Raw genomic sequence first — 15,287 nt, forward strand, 5'->3', positions numbered from 1 at the left:
GTCGTACGACGGATACTCATTCAGCACTACCGACCGCTGCCAGGCGGTGATGGCCCTTCGTGGCTAACCGTCATCGCGCACGCCAAGGACAGCCTGTGGAGCGTCGACCTCTTTCGCTGCGAATTGATTCTGCTCGAGAGCTTTTGGGTCATGGTCGTGATGGACGTCTTCAGCCGCCGCATCACCGGCTTTGGTGTTGCCGCGGCGAACCTCGACGGTCCCGCGGTCTGCCGGATGTTCAATCGAGCGATCGCAAAGCAAACACTGCCGCGCTACCTCTCCTCGGATCATGATCCACTGTTTAGCTTTCATCGCTGGCTGGCGAATCTTCGCGTGCTTGACGTTGGCGAGATTAACACGCTTGCCTGTACGCCCCGTTCCCACGCTTTCGTTGAGCGATTGATCGGGACCGTGCGGCGCGAGTGCCTCGATCAGACCTTGTTTTGGACCCGGAGTGATCTTGAGCGAAGCTCGAGGATTATAAAGCCTATTACAACCAGCTTCGGTGTCACACCGGGCTGGCCGGAGATACGCCGGCCTATCGCAGCGGCGCAACCGTAGCCTCCCTTCTTGAGGACTTATTACCTCACCCAATCGCAAACCTGCAGTCATATCGTTGGCGCCGACACTGCAACGGCTTGTTTCAGACTCCCATTGCCGCATGAACTGCAACTCGCCACACACAGGCAACTGGTCGCAAGAACCCTTTAATTTACAAAGAAAAAATGGTGGAGCAGAAGGGATTTGAACCCTCGACCCCCACGTTGCGAACGTGGTGCTCTCCCAGCTGAGCTACTGCCCCACCGCAGGCGAGACGGAATTATTGCCCGAATCAGCCCTTCAGGAAAGCGCCGGTGAAGATGCTGCCTGGAGGGTCACTACGACTGCCCGCAACTCGGCATAGAAGGGCAAGTCCGGCGTTTCAGCTTTGGCGTTCGCGCGCTTCCTGTGCCGACTTGCATGATATGCAAAAGGTGGTGACCGGGCGTGCTTTTAGTCGCTCGATCCCGATGTCGCCGCCGCACTCCTCGCAGCGGCCGTAGCTGCCTTCATCGATCCGCTCGACAGCTTCTTCGATCTTGCCCAACAATTTGCGCTCTCGATCGCGCAGGCGCAGCAAAAAATTCCGATCGCTCTCCAGCGAGGCACGATCTGTGGGGTCGGCGTACCCATCCTCGGTCCCGTTATTCATCTCGCCGACGGCGCGATCCGCTTCACTCAGAATTTCCTGTTTTCGGTCTTCCAGAATTTTGCGGAAGAGTTTGAGGTCTCGTTGCCTCATTACTTTAGGCTCGGCGCTGAGCCGAGTTTCTGATTCTATCGGCGCCCTGATAGCATGTAAAGCTCGCAGTCATGAAAACCGCGTATCTCGACGCATTCTCGGGCCTCGCCGGCGATATGATGGTCGGCGCGCTGATCGATTGCGGACTCGATTTCGCGAGCCTTACACGCGCTTTGGCCTCCCTGCCGCTGAGCGGCTATCGCCTCGCGCAGCACCGTCGCGTGATGAGCGGAATCTCCGCGGTGAAATTCGAAGTAGAAGTCGGCGAACCCCAACCCGAACGGCACTTGGGTGAAATTACCGCGATGATCGACCAGGCCGCCGCGCTTTCACAAACGGTCAAGCGGCGCGCGAAAGCGATGTTCGAGGTGCTGGCGGAGGCGGAAGGCAAAATTCACAACACTCCACCCGATCATGTGCACTTCCATGAAGTCGGCGCGGTCGACTCGATCATCGACGTAGTCAGCGTCGCGTGGGCACTCGACGCATTGGGAATCAGCGAGGTCCTGGTTTCCCCACTGCCCGGCGGCCGGGGTTTTGCGCGCTCGCAGCATGGAATCATTCCGGTCCCCGCACCCGCTACCGCCGAGTTGTTAACCGGATTTCCCCTGCGCCTAGGTGATGGCGCCGCCGAGATGGTCACTCCCACCGGTGCCGCGGCGCTCAAGGCGCTTGCCCGCCCGGCTCCGCTGCCGTTGTCCTTCGAAATCGAACGGGTCGGGTATGGCGCCGGTTCGCGCACGCTGGAAGACCGACCGAACGTTCTGCGCGTGATGATCGGCCATCAGCAGTCCGCGTTCGATGCTGACGAGATGATCGAAATCCAGGCCAACATCGATGACCTTAACCCCCAGGTCTATGATCACGTGGTAGAACGCCTGTTCGCGGCCGCCGCACGCGACGTGACGCTGACCCCGACCATGATGAAGAAGGGGCGGCCGGGGGTGGTGCTCGGGGTCCTCGCCGAAGCGCAGCACCGCGACGTCCTGGCGCGGATAATCCTCACCGAGACCTCGACTATCGGGCTGCGGTTTCATCCGGTGTCGCGTCTCAAGTTGCCGCGCGAGATCCATGAAATTGAAACCTCCTTCGGCAAGATTCGGGTCAAGGTTTCGCGCGCCCATCAGGACGACCACAGTCAGCATGCGGATGGAGATCGAGCTTCCCAGATCTCGCCCGAGTATGATGATTGCAGGCGGGCCGCCTTGGAGCACGGCGTCCCGCTGCGAATCGTTATGGACGAGGCACGTGAAGCTGCCCGCAAGCATTTGAGTTAAATGGCCTCCGAGCGGCTACACATCAACGAAATCTTCTACAGCATCCAGGGCGAATCGACTCATGCGGGGCGCCCGTGCGTGTTCGTGCGGCTAACCGGATGCAACCTGCGCTGCCGCTGGTGTGACACCGAGTATGCCTTCTTCGAAGGCCGCAAACTGACCATCGCCGAGGTTGCGGCGATCGTCACCAGCCACCAGTGCAATCTGGTCGAAATAACCGGTGGTGAGCCGCTCCTCCAGGAAGGGATCTATCCGTTAGCCGATACCCTACTCAAATCGCAGCACACGGTGATGATCGAAACCTCGGGCGCCGTCGATGTAAGCCGCCTCGACCCTCGGGTGATCAAAATCATGGACCTCAAATGCCCGGGCAGCGGAGAATGCAATCGCAATCTGTGGAGCAACCTCGGGCATCTGAGCGCGCGCGACGAAGTCAAGTTCGTGCTGGCCGATCGCGCGGACTATGAATGGGCACGCGACACGATCCGCGCGCGCAACCTCGACGGCCGCGTGAACGCCCTCCTCATGAGCCCGGTGTTCGGAGTACTCGACCCCGCGGAACTCGCCCAATGGATCCTGGAAGATCGTATTCCCGTACGTCTGCAAATCCAGATTCACAAACACATCTGGCCGCCCGACACGCGCGGGGTTTGAGCAACGCCGACCCGAAAATCCGCAAACTTAGTGCATTGCGCACTTTGCCTTGACCGCCGATGCGATTCGACGACCCTTGAGCGCGATGGCAGCGCCTCTGATCAGTGACGTGTTGCCCGATCTGCTCGAGGAGATGGTGTATCTCGCAAAGCAGGCCGAGGCCGATCCGCTTGAAGGTCAGTTGCGCGCTCTGAAAATAGAATCGGTTTGCGACTGCGGCGACGAAAATTGCGCCAGCTTCGCGACCGCTCCGGTGGTCAAGGTCGCCACCTTCGTGGAGCTGGAGGCGATGGAAGGCCAGCTGATTATCGATCTGAATGCCGAAAACCAGGTTTGCTTCATCGAGGTGCTGGGCCGCCCGGACGTAAAGTATCTGCTTGAAGAGTATTACGATTCGCAGCCGTCCTGACGCTGCGCGTCAAGCTTCCTGCGGGACTGCTGAGTTCCGGGGTCTCCGGCTCTTCCGCAATACCGTGCCCTCCATTCGGAGCGAGCAACCACTTTCCGTCATTTCACGGCGATCGGGCGAGCTTTCAGGCGACGATCGTGACTATTGATTCTCTTGCTCGTGATTCTCTTGCTCGGACGAATCTGAATCGTTGCTGTCGTTGTTATTCTGGTCCGAGTCCGCGCTCCCACTGGAATCGTCCTGGTCCGGTCGGGCGCCAGGGTTGTCCTCGCTGGAATCGTCGGATTTCTTTGAGGTTGTGCTCTGATCGTCGCTCTGCGGCTGCTGACCGTAGGTAGGACTATCCCGGGGTTGTGAAGTCTGCGCTCGAGCGCCGTTGGCACCCAACGCGGCCACGAAGGCGACTATCACCAGGCCTTTGAATAGCAATGAAGCACGACGCATTTTCAAACTCCTGTCAGAAACTCGATAACCTCGGGACCCTCATGCCGCTGAACTAGGACCAGACCCCTCTAGCCAAACGCGCGCCGCTTGCTTTGCACACGGAAATCCTCGACAAAGGTCCGCACTTCCGCGGCGACCTGGTGTTTTTCGTTGTCCACCGTGATCACGTGATAGCTCTCTTCCAAAACCACCTCGCGGCGCTCCGCAGTGCCCAGATGCCGCGTAACAAAACTCCGATTACGCCCCATGGGACAAGTATGATCCTGGCGCGAGTAAATCAGTAGGGCCGGCTGTGTCACTCGCTCGAGCCGCCGACGCACCATCTTCGAAAGATCGAGCAGGTTGATGGGTGCCGAAAGTGGCAACAGACGCGCGGTCGGATGAATCCGACGCGCCGCCGCGTCGTGGATGTCGGAGCCGCTGTCGTTGTGCAGATAAAGATGATTCGCCAGCTTTCCGAGCTTCCGAACCGCGCCCAGCGCGACGGTGGCCGTCCACGAGAGAAAGAAGGCCGGCGCCAGCATCGCAACTCCCGCGATTGCTTCGCCCTGATCCACCGCCAGCCGCGCGGCCAAGACCGCCCCCGCCGACAGGCCAACTACCACGTTCGGGTCGCCGTAGCGGCGCAGGTCTTCTAATCCCTGCACCACGCTCTCGTACCAGTTGTCATAGGTCGATGCGCCCAGGTCCTCGGGACTACCCGCATGACCGTTCAAGCGAACACCGCGCACGCGAATTCCCGCAGCGGCCAGCTGCTCACCCAGCCACCGCATTTCATACGGCGTACCGCTGAGGCCGTGTACCAGGAGCGCGCTGACTCCCTCGCCGGGAAAGAAGAATTCGTTTTTGTCGACGACCGGAAATTCCGGCGATGGTGGTTCTTCGGCAGGTGGGGTCATGTTCCTCTGCGCGAACGACTACATCGACTAGTCTGTCGTATTATTGGCAAACTGGTTGGCGTCGATGGTGATTTTGGCCTTCGCCTTGAGCTGCTCCAGGTACCTGGTCCAAGCCTGGGCGCGGCGCCCGGCAAGGTACTCCTGCATGAACGAATCCTTGGCACTTTTCCACGCTTCTTCCGACGGATTCGACCGCGTGGTGACTTCAAAGATATATGAGTTGCCGTCCCGTTCCATCACCCGCTCAATCAGTCCGGGCACGGTAGCCACCGTGCCGGTCTCGTCGCTAATCTCGGGAAAATCGCCGAGACCGGGAATGCTGGAGGTCGATCGGTCGAATGAATCGACGTTGTGAATCGTAAGGTTGTTGGTTTCCGCGACCCGCTTGAAGTCGGCAGGGGTTTTCATCTGCCCGATCAGTTTTCGCGCCTGAGTGCGAGCGGCGGCCTCGGCCATCGCCCGCACATACGCATCGCGTACCCTGGCTTCTATCTCCTTTAAAGGTGGAACCCGCGAGGGGGTCCTCTCGATCACCTGGACCAGAAACGGCGCCGGACCAGGGACCGTACCCACCTGCCCCGCATCCATCGAAAATGCCTTTTGCGCAAGCGCGGTCTCCCCTTTGAGCCCCTGAATCGGCTCTCCCTTCGCGAAGCTCGGCGGCTGGACGACGTCGAGGCCGCGCTTCTTCGCGAGGTCCTGGAGCTTGACGCCGGTGAGCGCAGCGCTCAGATCCTCGTCGATTGCTTGCCGAGCCAACCGCGCTCCGGCCTGGGAACGCATCCCCTCCACGATTCGGGGCTCAGCTTCCTGGAGAGTGTCGACGCGAGCGGGTTTTACCTCGTCGACCTTGACGACGTGATAGCCGAAACTGGTTTCGACGATTTCGATGTCACCCGGCTTCATCTTGAAGGCCGCGTCTTCAAACGGCTTGATCATTTGCCCGCGGGAAAAGAACCCGAGGTCGCCGCCCGACTGCTTGTTGGAAGTATCGTCGGAATATTTCTCGGCGAGCGCTTTGAAATCTGCGCCTGCCCTTAGCTGTTTGAGAATGTCCTCGGCCTTGGCCTTGGCTGCGGCCTTTTCACTGGCGCTCGCCCCAGGCGGAACGGAAATCAAGATGTGCTGCGCGTGCACCAGATCCGGATGGGTGAAGCGGCTTTTGAGATTGGCCTGGTAGTAGTCTTCGACTTCTTTCTGACTGGGTGCCGCCAGGGCCGCCAGCGCGAGCGGTTCGTAGTGGATGAACGCGATCTTTGCACGCTCGGGTTCGCGAAATTCCTCGGCGTGCTGTTTGTAAAAGTCGGCGATTTGTTGTGCGGTCGGATTGATCTGCGCACTGAACTGCTGCCAGGGGACCTCGAGGTAGGCCAGTCCGATGCGCTGGTTGTGCAGGTCGTAGGCGTGGCGAGCCTCATCCTCACTTACACTGACGCCTTCTTCGATCATGCGCTGCAGGGTGTCAGCGACCATCGCCACCCGCATCCCGCTCTCGTAGTCGGCCGGACTCAGGCCGTTCTCGCGCAGCACTTCCTGATAGGTCTGGAAATCGAACTGGCCATCGGACTGGAAGACCCGCTCGCCGGCGATTTTCTGTTCCAGCGCTTCGGTGCTGACCGTCAGACCGAGGTGCTGGGCTTCGCGCGAAACGAGCTGTTTCTCGATGATCTGGTCGAGCGCCTCCTCCCGCAGGTTGACGTTCTTCAAAAGTGCGGTCGCGTTCGCGCCGTACATGTTTTGGAGGTTTTGCCGGAGGCGTTCGGCCTCGTGATCGACCTGGTCGTTCAGGATGCGCTGGCCATCGACGGTGGCAACCGGGCGAACCTGCTTGAAAAATCCGGCACCGAGACCCCAGAAGATGAAGACCACCGTAATGAGTCCCAGCAGCACCCGCGTCGTCCAGGAATAGGCATGGCGGCGCATCAGTTCGAGCATGATTCCGTAATCATATCCAAGCGGGTTTTCGCGGCGCAAATTCGGGGGCTTACTTGAATGTGCCGCAATCCATCTGTTACCTTGCTCGGCAGGCGGTAAAGGGACCGGCAACCCGATTTTCCCGCCATTTTTCAGGGCTTGGCAGACCTCTTCCGGGGGAAATTCGGGCTGGGCTCAGCCGCAAAAAAGCCGTGCCCGAGCGGGTCGGCAAGGGGCAAATTCCCGTGGTTCTCAATGCGGTCTTCGGTTGGTTCTCTAACGATCTGGCAATCGATCTCGGCACTGCCAACACCCTGGTCTACGTAAAGGGCGAAGGGATTATCTGTAACGAGCCTTCGGTAGTGGCGGTACAGCGCGACACTCGCGGCTCGCGCCGCATCCTTGCGATCGGTGCGGAAGCGAAGCGGATGGTCGGCCGCACGCCCGGTTCAATTACTGCGATTCGTCCGCTGCGTGACGGCGTGATCGCTGACTTCGAAATCACCGAAAACATGCTGCGTTACTTCATCCAGAAGGCACACTCGGGCAAAACTCTGGTGCGGCCGCGGCCGCGCGTCGTGATCGGTGTACCGTTCGGAATTACCGCGGTCGAGAAACGCGCGGTGCGCGAATCGGCAGAATCGGCCGGTGCGCGCGAAGTTTATTTGATCGAAGAGCCAATGGCAGCGGCGATTGGCGCCGGACTTCCGATCACCGAGCCGTCCGGCAACATGATCGTCGACATCGGCGGCGGCACCACCGAGGTCGCGGTCATTTCGCTGGGCAGTATCGTGTTTCCGCGCTCGGTCCGAGTGGCCGGTGACAAGATGGACGAGGCCATCATCCAGCACATCAAGCGCAAGTACAACCTGCTCATCGGCGAGCGGACCGCGGAGCTCATAAAGATCACCATCGGTTCGGCTTACCCCGGCAACGAAATTCAAACCATGGAGATTCGCGGCCGCGACTTGGTCGCGGGGGTGCCAAAGGAAATCGAGATCACCGACGAAGAGATTCGCGAAGCGCTCCAGGACCCGGTGCGCCAGATTATTGAATCGGTTCGCATCGCGCTCGAGCGCACCCCTCCGGAACTCGCTTCGGACATCATGGACAAGGGCATAATGCTTGCTGGCGGCGGCGCCCTGCTTCGCAACCTGGATGTGCTGCTGCGCGAAGATGTCGGATTGCCGGTCACGCTCGCGGAAGATCCGCTGACCGCGGTCGTGATGGGCGCGGGCAAGGCACTCGATGAATTGTCGCTGTTGCGGGGCGTCACGGTTGAATGATGGGTTGGGTGGATACAGGTGGCTGTGCCCGCACTCCGGGTCGCATTTAAGTGAAGGGATCCTTTCTGTGGCGCAACCGCGTGGTTCTGACCGGCGGCGCGTTGATCGTGCTCTCGCTTTATCTGATGACTGCAGGCGTGCGGCAAGGTGATCGCGTGAGCGCGCCCGCGCGCGGAATGCTCGAGGTCCTGCGCCCGGTCCAGGCGGGAACCGCCAACTTCGGCGCTGGCCTGCGTTCGATCTATCACGATTACTTGAACCTGGTGCAGGTGCGCCAGGAAAACGAGCGCCTGATCGCCGAGCTTGCCCGCGTCAAGGCTGAACAGGCGCGGATGGCCGAACTGGAGGCCGAAAATCGCCACCTTACCGAACTGCTCGAACTGCGCGATGTGCTGGGAGCCGATGCGATCGCGGCCAACGTGATCGGGAGCGACGCGACCGGAATCTCGCACACGCTCATTCTGGGGCAGGGCTCGGCCGGCGGCCTCAGACCAGGGATGGCCGTGCTCTCAAACGAGGGTGTGGTGGGCAGGATCATAGAGACCAGTCCACACGCCTCGCGGGTCTTGCTGATCGACGATCATAACTCCGCCCTCGATGGGTTTGACCAGCGTTCGCGCGTCCGTGGCATCGTCGCAGGGATGGTCGATGACGGAGTCATCATGAAGTATGTGGACCGCTCGCAGGACATCAGGACGCATGACACCATCGTCACCTCCGGTCTCGACGGTATCTTTCCGCGCGGGCTCCTGGTCGGCAACGTAAGCGGCGTGCATCGCGAAGGCCCCGGACTGTTCCTGGCAGTGCAGCTCGCACCTGCGGTGAGCTTTCGCGAGTTGGAGCAGGTGCTGGTGGTGAGGCAGCAGACACCGCCGCTGGCCGCCGACCAAAGAGCCGAGGGTCAGTGAGATTAACCATCCTGTTCGCCTTCCTCGGCTTCCTGGCGCTCGCGATTGAGACCGCCGTACCATACTGGTTTTCCCTGCGGATTTTGGTGCCCAACCTGGTCGTGATCCTCGCGGTCGATTTGGGCCTGCGCCACCACGGCGCGCTTCCGGTCGCGCTTGCGTTCGGGATGGGCTACGCGACCGATGCCTTTGCGGGTACCACCCTGGGGTTGAATGCCTTGCTCATCACCGTCGTGTACCTGCTCGCATACGAGGTTTCGACACGCCTGATGGTCACGACGGCGTTTATTGGCGCGGTGATGGTTTTCATCGGCACACTGCTGGCCACGCTGGGAGCGGTGATTTTGGAATCGGGACTCGCGGCAGTGCCCAACGCAGCCGATCTGTTCCCACGATTCGCGGCCGAGGGGGCGATATCCGCCGTATTCGCACCGGTCATTTTCGCGCTTCTAGGCGGGCTTAAGCGCCTGACCGGATTGCCTGTAGGTCCCGTGCGTGAGTAGATAATAGACGGGAACGTTCCGTGGCGAAGTTTCACGCCAAACGACAAAACCGCCCAGTCCCGAAGCTCGAGCCGAGAATCGCGATTCTGACTGCAGCGATTATCACGGTGCTCGGGCTGGTCTCGGTCCGCCTCTACTACCTGCAAGTGATGCAGCATCACCAGATGAGCGAGCTGGCCGATCGCAATCGCATCCGCCTGCATCGGGTGCCGGCGCCCCGCGGTCTGGTCTTCGACCTAAGGCATCGCCCCCTGGTCGACACCCAGCCAACCTTCGATGCCGAGATCGTCCCCGAGGATTCCCCCAATCTTTCCGAAACCATCGAGCGCCTCGAGGGCTATCTCGGTGGAGACGATCACGTGGCCGACAAAATCGCTGCCGCCGATGAAGAAGGGCGTCCGCCTTACGAGCCGGTCCTGGTCGCGGAGCGTCTTGATTGGCCAAAGGTCGTGGCGCTCGAGGCGCATCAGCTTGAGCTTCCCGGAGTCAGCCTCGAAATCACTCCCGGCCGGCATTACCTGTACGGCAGGCTGGCAGCCCATCTACTCGGTTATGTCGGTGAGGTCAGCCGCGAAGATCTGATCAAACAAACCGCCTACCATATGGGCGACGAGATCGGAAAATTCGGTCTCGAACGCGGATGGGAACCCTTCCTGCGTGGCCAGCCCGGCGGACAGGAAGTCGAAGTCGATGCGGTCGGGCGGCGACTGCGGGTGTTGAGGGAAATGCCCGACACGCCGGGCGAGAGTGTGGTGCTGACCATCGACCTGGATCTGCAGCAGACCGCCGAGCAGGCGCTGCAGGGTAAGAACGGTGCGCTGGTCGCGCTCGATCCCAACAACGGCGACATCCTGGCGATGGTCTCATATCCGGCGTTTGATCCCGATGTATTCGGGGCGGGCGTCAAGTCGGCGGATTGGCGCGCGCTGATGAGCAACGCGGACCACCCGCTGCAAAATCGCGTCATTCAGGGAACCTACCCGCCCGGCTCAACCTTCAAAGTTCTCGATTCAATTGCTGGCTTGCAGGAAGGCACCTTGAACGAAGACACCGTCTACACCTGCGGTGGCGGCATCTGGTTCGGAGGACGCGAATACCACTGCTGGCGCAAGCACGGCCACGGCAGCATTGCTCTCCACAACGCGATCGTGCGCTCCTGCGACGTGTACTTCTATAACGTGGGCCAGCACCTGGGAGTCGACAGGCTCGCGCATTGGGGGAACCTGTTCGGCTTCGGCAACAAAACCGGGGTCGACCTTGACAACGAAAAAGCCGGCGTGATGCCGTCTTCCGCCTGGAAACAGAAACGCTATCACGAACGCTGGTACGCGGCGGAGACGCTGTCGGTCGCGATCGGTCAGGGCTACGTGGCGGTGACTCCGCTGCAGCTTGCGCAATTCGCGGCGATGATCGCGAACGGCGGCATCCGCTATCGGCCACAGTTCGTCAAGGAAGTCGAAGGCCTCGATGGCGGCGTCGCCAGATCGTATCCGCCCATCGTGGAGCAACGGGTGGACATCGGCCCCGAGAATCTGGCCTTCGTCCGCAACGCCATGGCAGATGTGGTCAATGGGGCGGGAGGCACGGCGCACAAGGCGCAACTGCCAGGAATCACCGTCTGCGCTAAGACCGGCACGGCCCAGGTCGTGGGAAACAAGGGCAGCCTGGTCGCCGGTGAGGACGAGGACAAGATGCCCGAGAAGTATCGCGATCACGCCTGGCTGATTGCCTTCGCACCCAAGGAGCATCCGCAGATCGCGATCGCGTGCCTGGTCGAGCACGGCGGCCATGGCGGCGCCGCATCTGCACCCATCGTGCACGCCGTGATGCAGCGCTTTTTTGAGCTTCATCCTCCAGCGCCACCCACGCCGGAATTGACGGAAGACGACGAAACCCCGCGCCCCGCGATCGCCCACGTGCTCGAAGACGACCCCACCGACGCCGTCGAGGAACGCTGAGCGACGTGCGCTTAAGTCACGCTGAATCGGCGGCGAAGAATTCCAGGCCGGTAATGCCTGCGTCCTCCCACTTCGCCGGCGGCAGTGAAGGGAGATTCTCTGCGCCGCGCGGGCGGTCGGGAATGAAGAGACTATTCGCGGGCCCCGCTCGTCCTCGCGCCACGGGCCCGTTCGCACTGCTAAGCCGCACGACACCGCAGTGGCGCTAGATCGCAGACTCGTTGTTCGCTTCGATTGGACGATCTTCTGGATCGTACTGGCGCTCGCGGGCATTGGACTGCTGAGCGTTATGAGCGCCTCGTACCGGGGTCCCCACAAACCCATCGATCCACTCGTGGTCCGCCAGCTCATCTGGATCGCAGCGGGACTGGTCGCGATGCTGGTCGTGATGCTGTTCGACTATCGAGCGCTCGCGACCTATGCGTATCCTTTCTATGTGATCGCGGTCGCCCTGCTGATCGCCGTGGAAGTTATCGGACACTCGACCGGGGGTTCGCGACGCTGGATAAATCTCGGGTTTTTCCACCTGGAACCATCCGAACTCGCCAAGCTCGCGGTGGTGTTGGTGATGGTTCGTTATTTCCGCGAGGAGCCGCCCAAGGGTGGGTGGAGTCTCCGGCAGATGATCATTCCTGCGGTGCTGCTCGGCGTTCCGGTAGCGCTGGTACTCAAGCAGCCCGACCTCGGCACCGCCCTGATCCTGATTCTAATCACGGTCACACTGGTGTTCGTCAGCGGTCTCAATTCGCGCACCATGATCGCGCTGGCAGTGGCGGCGCTGTGCGTCATGCCGCTCGGCTGGCACTACATGAAACCCTACCAGCGCCAACGGCTGGTGAGCTTCGTCAATCCGCAGGCTGATCCGCTCGGCTCCGGCTATCACATCATCCAGTCCGAAATCGCCATCGGTTCGGGCGGACCCTGGGGCAAGGGGTTCCTGAAAGGCACCCAGGCGCGGCTCAACTTCCTTCCCGAGCAGAGCACCGATTTTATCTTCGCGGTTTTTGCGGAGGAGTTCGGCCTGGCCGGATCGCTCCTGCTCATCGGGCTTTACACGATTCTGATCGCGCGCGGGGCCTGGATCGCGCGGCACACGCGGGATCGGTTCGGAGCCCTGCTCGCGATCGGTCTGGTCGCGATCGTGTTCTGGCAGGTTGCGATCAACATCGGGATGGCAACCGGGCTGCTGCCGGTCGTCGGTATCACGCTCCCGCTGGTCAGCTATGGCGGCTCGTCGGTGATCGCAATGATGATAGCGATGGGCCTGCTGATCAGCATCAACATCCGCCGCTACTTTTTCTAGCAAGCGCAATCGGGCCGTACAGCTGCATGGCGCGAAGCGACCCTGCTATAGTCATGCTCGACCGCGGATTTGCGCGGAACCCGGGGTTTCTATCATGGCACGGACAAAAAAACTTACCGACCCGACCGACATCGCGATCTGTGAAGTTCACCGCCGCTATGTCGAAGTAATGGAAACGGTTCGGCTGGAAACCATCAGTGCCGAAACCAAGCAGCGTTACCTGGCGGTGATCACGTCGCTTACGGACAAGCTGGCCATGCCAAGCAAGCCACTGTCCGAAATCGTCGGCGAGATCATGACCGAAGCGGGTCCGCTGCTGTTCCAGGCGATGCAGCGCTGAGCCGGGCCGCCCCTGATTTCCTTCTCTCAAGGATTTCCAAGTGGATAGTGCTATCGAAGCGGTTCTGCGCAGGTACGAGGAGCGCGCGGCTGCCGAGACAAAACGGATGCAGGAGCTAGCTCCGGCCGAGTTCACCAAACACATCGACGAGTTTCTGCTGGCGGTCGGACCGGCGACCGGTCAGTTGATGAACCTCCTCATCAAAGAGGCAAAGGCGCGCACCATCCTCGAGCTGGGCACCTCACACGGCTACTCGACGGTGTGGCTCGCCGAGGCCGCGCGCGCGACCAGCGGCAAGGTCATCTCGATGGATGTCCACCCCGGCAAACAGGAATACGCCCGCCGAGCACTGAGTAGCGCGGGCTTGGCTGAGTTCGCGGAATTCAAACTCGGGGACGCGCGCGAATCGATCGCGGCGCTCCCGGGACCCATCGACTTCGTGCTGCTGGATTTGTGGAAGGACCTCTACATCCCGTGCTTCGACCTTTTCTATCCGAAGCTGGGCAGCGGCGCGATGGTAATCGCGGACAACATGATATTCCCGGAATTTTCCCGCAGGGACGCCGAGGACTACCGCAGGCATGTCCGCGCGAAGTCCGACCTCCAATCGGTGTTGCTGCCGGTTGGGAGTGGGCTCGAAGTCAGTCGCTGCACGCGCGGCCTCGAGTTCAAATGATCGCGCGGACACCGCTGGCGATGTCCGCGGGTGCATCGTCCCGGCTCTGGATCCGGTAGCGGCTCTCAGCCCTTGGGCAGACCGAGCACACGCTCGCCGATCATGTTCTTCTGCACCGGCGAGGTGCCGCCCGCGATCGTCATCGATTCCGACTGCAGGATTCGCTTCATCCAGTCGCCATGCGGGGCAAACGGCGAGTGCGGCTCCAGCATCGCATACTCGCCGAGCAGCCGTGCGGAGAACTTGGTCATCCGCTGACCCAACTCGGTCGAGATCAGTTTAGAAACCGATGCCTCCGGGCCGGGCAATAATCCCTTGAGACGGCGCGACAGCGTGCGCAGCCCGTTGTACTTCTTGGCCGTCACTTCGATCGCAAACTGGGCGAGTTGCTGACGGATGTCGTCTTCCTCGATCGCGCGATGACCATCGAGCTGAATTCCTTTGGCCATCTCGACGAGCTGCGCGAGGATCTGTTCAGTGCCGCCCAGGGTCTCGCCGATCCCGAACCGCTCGTGCATTAGGGTGGAGACCAGCACCTGCCATCCCTGGTTGAGCGGTCCGAGCAAATTCTGCTTGGGAACCTTTGCGTCCTCGAAAAAAATCTCGTTGAACTCGGAGTCGCCGGTGATTTGCTTGAGCGGTCGGACCGTCACGCCCGGCGATTTCATATCAACCAGCAGTGCACTCAACCCCTTGTGCTTGGGCGCCTCGGGATCGGTACGCACGAATAGCTGGCAGAAGTGGGAGCGATGCGCGATCGTGGTCCATACTTTCTGGCCGTTGACCACAAAGTAGTCGCCCTTCAACTCCGCGCGCGTCTGCAGTGCGGCCAGGTCGGAACCCGCTCCCGGTTCCGACATGCCCTCGCACCAGATCTCGTCGCCAGCGAGGATGGGTTGCAGGTAGCGCTTTTTTTGTTCCTCGGTTCCCCACTGCATCAAAGCCGGCCCGGTCATGATGACGCCCAGCGTGTTGCAGCCCATCGGCAGTCCCTGTCGACCGAGTTCCTGCTGAAAAATGACCTGTTCTATGAAAGTGGCGCCACGGCCGCCGAATTCCTTGGGCCAGGTGAGCCCCGCCCAGCCGGCTTCATACAGCCGCTTGTGCCACTGCTTGAGGCGCTGCCATTGCGCATCGTCGCCGGCAAACTCGGGATCGTCGTTTTTGCCAAGCGGGCTGGGCCGATTGGCTTCAAGCCACGAGCGGGCCTCAGCACGATACTTTTCCTGTTCGGGCGACCAGTTGAAATCCATCGGGACGGACTGCTCCTGCGTTATTTCGCGATGCCTGCGCGGACCGAGATAGATGCTAGCGAACCTGCCGCCTCTTGAGTAGCGCCTTCCGCGCACGCCCGGCAAGAGATGCTCTGAGGGAACGGTCCCTCGTGCGCCATGCCCTTGCCCGCGCCGCCAATCCACTCGCGCTTGCGCCGCG

At 61.0% G+C, this 15,287-nt stretch carries 16 protein-coding genes and 1 tRNA gene; 11 read left to right on the top strand and 6 right to left on the bottom strand.

Translation table 11 applies throughout. The annotated features are described in order from the left end of the window. Nucleotides 1-561, top strand: a 561-nt coding sequence (locus VGI36_01980) for a hypothetical protein (GenBank protein ID HEY2483883.1), incomplete at its 5' end; no start/stop codon positions are given. A gap of 165 nt (nucleotides 562-726) precedes the next feature. On the opposite strand, the gene VGI36_01985 is transcribed toward VGI36_01980, so the two are convergent. Further along, nucleotides 727-802, bottom strand: a tRNA-Ala gene (locus VGI36_01985). Nucleotides 803-922: 120 nt separating this feature from the next. Then, entirely contained in the window at nucleotides 923-1,282 is a 360-nt protein-coding gene (gene dksA / locus VGI36_01990) for an RNA polymerase-binding protein DksA (GenBank protein ID HEY2483884.1), read from the bottom strand. Between the two features lie 71 nt (nucleotides 1,283-1,353). Between dksA and larC the strand changes: the two genes are divergently transcribed. The 3 genes from larC (at nucleotide 1,354) to VGI36_02005 (ending at nucleotide 3,622) form a co-directional block, all read left to right on the top strand. Then, nucleotides 1,354-2,559 (top strand): nickel pincer cofactor biosynthesis protein LarC, encoded by a 1,206-nt coding sequence (gene larC, locus VGI36_01995; protein HEY2483885.1) that lies wholly within the window; start codon nucleotides 1,354-1,356, stop codon nucleotides 2,557-2,559. Further along, nucleotides 2,560-3,213: a radical SAM protein gene (locus tag VGI36_02000; GenBank protein HEY2483886.1), complete on the top strand. Its 654-nt coding sequence runs from the start codon at nucleotides 2,560-2,562 to the stop codon at nucleotides 3,211-3,213. 85 nt (nucleotides 3,214-3,298) lie between these two features. Beyond that, nucleotides 3,299-3,622 carry a hypothetical protein gene (locus tag VGI36_02005; GenBank protein HEY2483887.1) on the top strand — a complete coding sequence of 108 codons (324 nt, stop codon included), beginning with the start codon at nucleotides 3,299-3,301 and terminating at the stop codon, nucleotides 3,620-3,622. Nucleotides 3,623-3,763: 141 nt separating this feature from the next. Here the strand turns inward: VGI36_02005 and VGI36_02010 are convergent, their stop codons facing one another. The 3 genes from VGI36_02010 to VGI36_02020 form a co-directional block, all read right to left on the bottom strand. Further along, nucleotides 3,764-4,066 carry a hypothetical protein gene (locus VGI36_02010; protein HEY2483888.1) on the bottom strand — a complete coding sequence of 101 codons (303 nt, stop codon included), beginning with the start codon at nucleotides 4,064-4,066 and terminating at the stop codon, nucleotides 3,764-3,766. Nucleotides 4,067-4,134: 68 nt separating this feature from the next. Continuing rightward, nucleotides 4,135-4,965, bottom strand: a complete 831-nt coding sequence (locus VGI36_02015) for an alpha/beta fold hydrolase (GenBank protein ID HEY2483889.1) — start codon at nucleotides 4,963-4,965, stop codon at nucleotides 4,135-4,137. 27 nt (nucleotides 4,966-4,992) lie between these two features. After that, entirely contained in the window at nucleotides 4,993-6,900 is a 1,908-nt protein-coding gene (locus tag VGI36_02020; GenBank protein HEY2483890.1) for a SurA N-terminal domain-containing protein, read from the bottom strand. 191 nt (nucleotides 6,901-7,091) lie between these two features. Here VGI36_02020 and VGI36_02025 point away from each other — a divergent pair, with 191 nt between their 5' ends. The 7 genes from VGI36_02025 to VGI36_02055 all read left to right on the top strand — a co-directional run bounded on the left by VGI36_02025 (nucleotide 7,092) and on the right by VGI36_02055 (nucleotide 13,853). Continuing rightward, nucleotides 7,092-8,165, top strand: coding sequence for a rod shape-determining protein (locus VGI36_02025; protein HEY2483891.1), 1,074 nt, complete (start codon nucleotides 7,092-7,094; stop codon nucleotides 8,163-8,165). Nucleotides 8,166-8,215: 50 nt separating this feature from the next. Beyond that, complete coding sequence (gene mreC, locus VGI36_02030) at nucleotides 8,216-9,073, top strand: rod shape-determining protein MreC (protein ID HEY2483892.1); 858 nt, start codon at nucleotides 8,216-8,218, stop codon at nucleotides 9,071-9,073. Beyond that, nucleotides 9,070-9,576 (top strand): rod shape-determining protein MreD, encoded by a 507-nt coding sequence (gene mreD / locus VGI36_02035; GenBank protein HEY2483893.1) that lies wholly within the window; start codon nucleotides 9,070-9,072, stop codon nucleotides 9,574-9,576. The genes mreC and mreD overlap by 4 nt, the downstream gene beginning before the upstream one ends. A 20-nt stretch (nucleotides 9,577-9,596) precedes the next feature. Continuing rightward, the gene (gene mrdA / locus VGI36_02040; GenBank protein ID HEY2483894.1) at nucleotides 9,597-11,534 is read left to right on the top strand and encodes a penicillin-binding protein 2; all 1,938 of its coding nucleotides are present in this window, start codon (nucleotides 9,597-9,599) and stop codon (nucleotides 11,532-11,534) included. A gap of 199 nt (nucleotides 11,535-11,733) precedes the next feature. Further along, on the top strand, nucleotides 11,734-12,837 hold the full coding sequence (gene rodA / locus VGI36_02045) for a rod shape-determining protein RodA (GenBank protein ID HEY2483895.1): 1,104 nt from the start codon (nucleotides 11,734-11,736) through the stop codon (nucleotides 12,835-12,837). 94 nt (nucleotides 12,838-12,931) lie between these two features. Continuing rightward, nucleotides 12,932-13,177 (top strand): hypothetical protein, encoded by a 246-nt coding sequence (locus VGI36_02050; GenBank protein ID HEY2483896.1) that lies wholly within the window; start codon nucleotides 12,932-12,934, stop codon nucleotides 13,175-13,177. A 40-nt stretch (nucleotides 13,178-13,217) separates the two neighbouring features. After that, nucleotides 13,218-13,853: a class I SAM-dependent methyltransferase gene (locus VGI36_02055; protein HEY2483897.1), complete on the top strand. Its 636-nt coding sequence runs from the start codon at nucleotides 13,218-13,220 to the stop codon at nucleotides 13,851-13,853. Between the two features lie 65 nt (nucleotides 13,854-13,918). On the opposite strand, the gene VGI36_02060 is transcribed toward VGI36_02055, so the two are convergent. Then, nucleotides 13,919-15,106 (bottom strand): acyl-CoA dehydrogenase family protein, encoded by a 1,188-nt coding sequence (locus VGI36_02060; GenBank protein HEY2483898.1) that lies wholly within the window; start codon nucleotides 15,104-15,106, stop codon nucleotides 13,919-13,921. Between the last annotated feature and the right edge of the window lie 181 nt (nucleotides 15,107-15,287).

The organism is Candidatus Binataceae bacterium, assembly GCA_036495685.1.
In the GTDB taxonomy this organism is placed as follows: Bacteria; Desulfobacterota; Binatia; order Binatales; family Binataceae; genus JAFAHS01.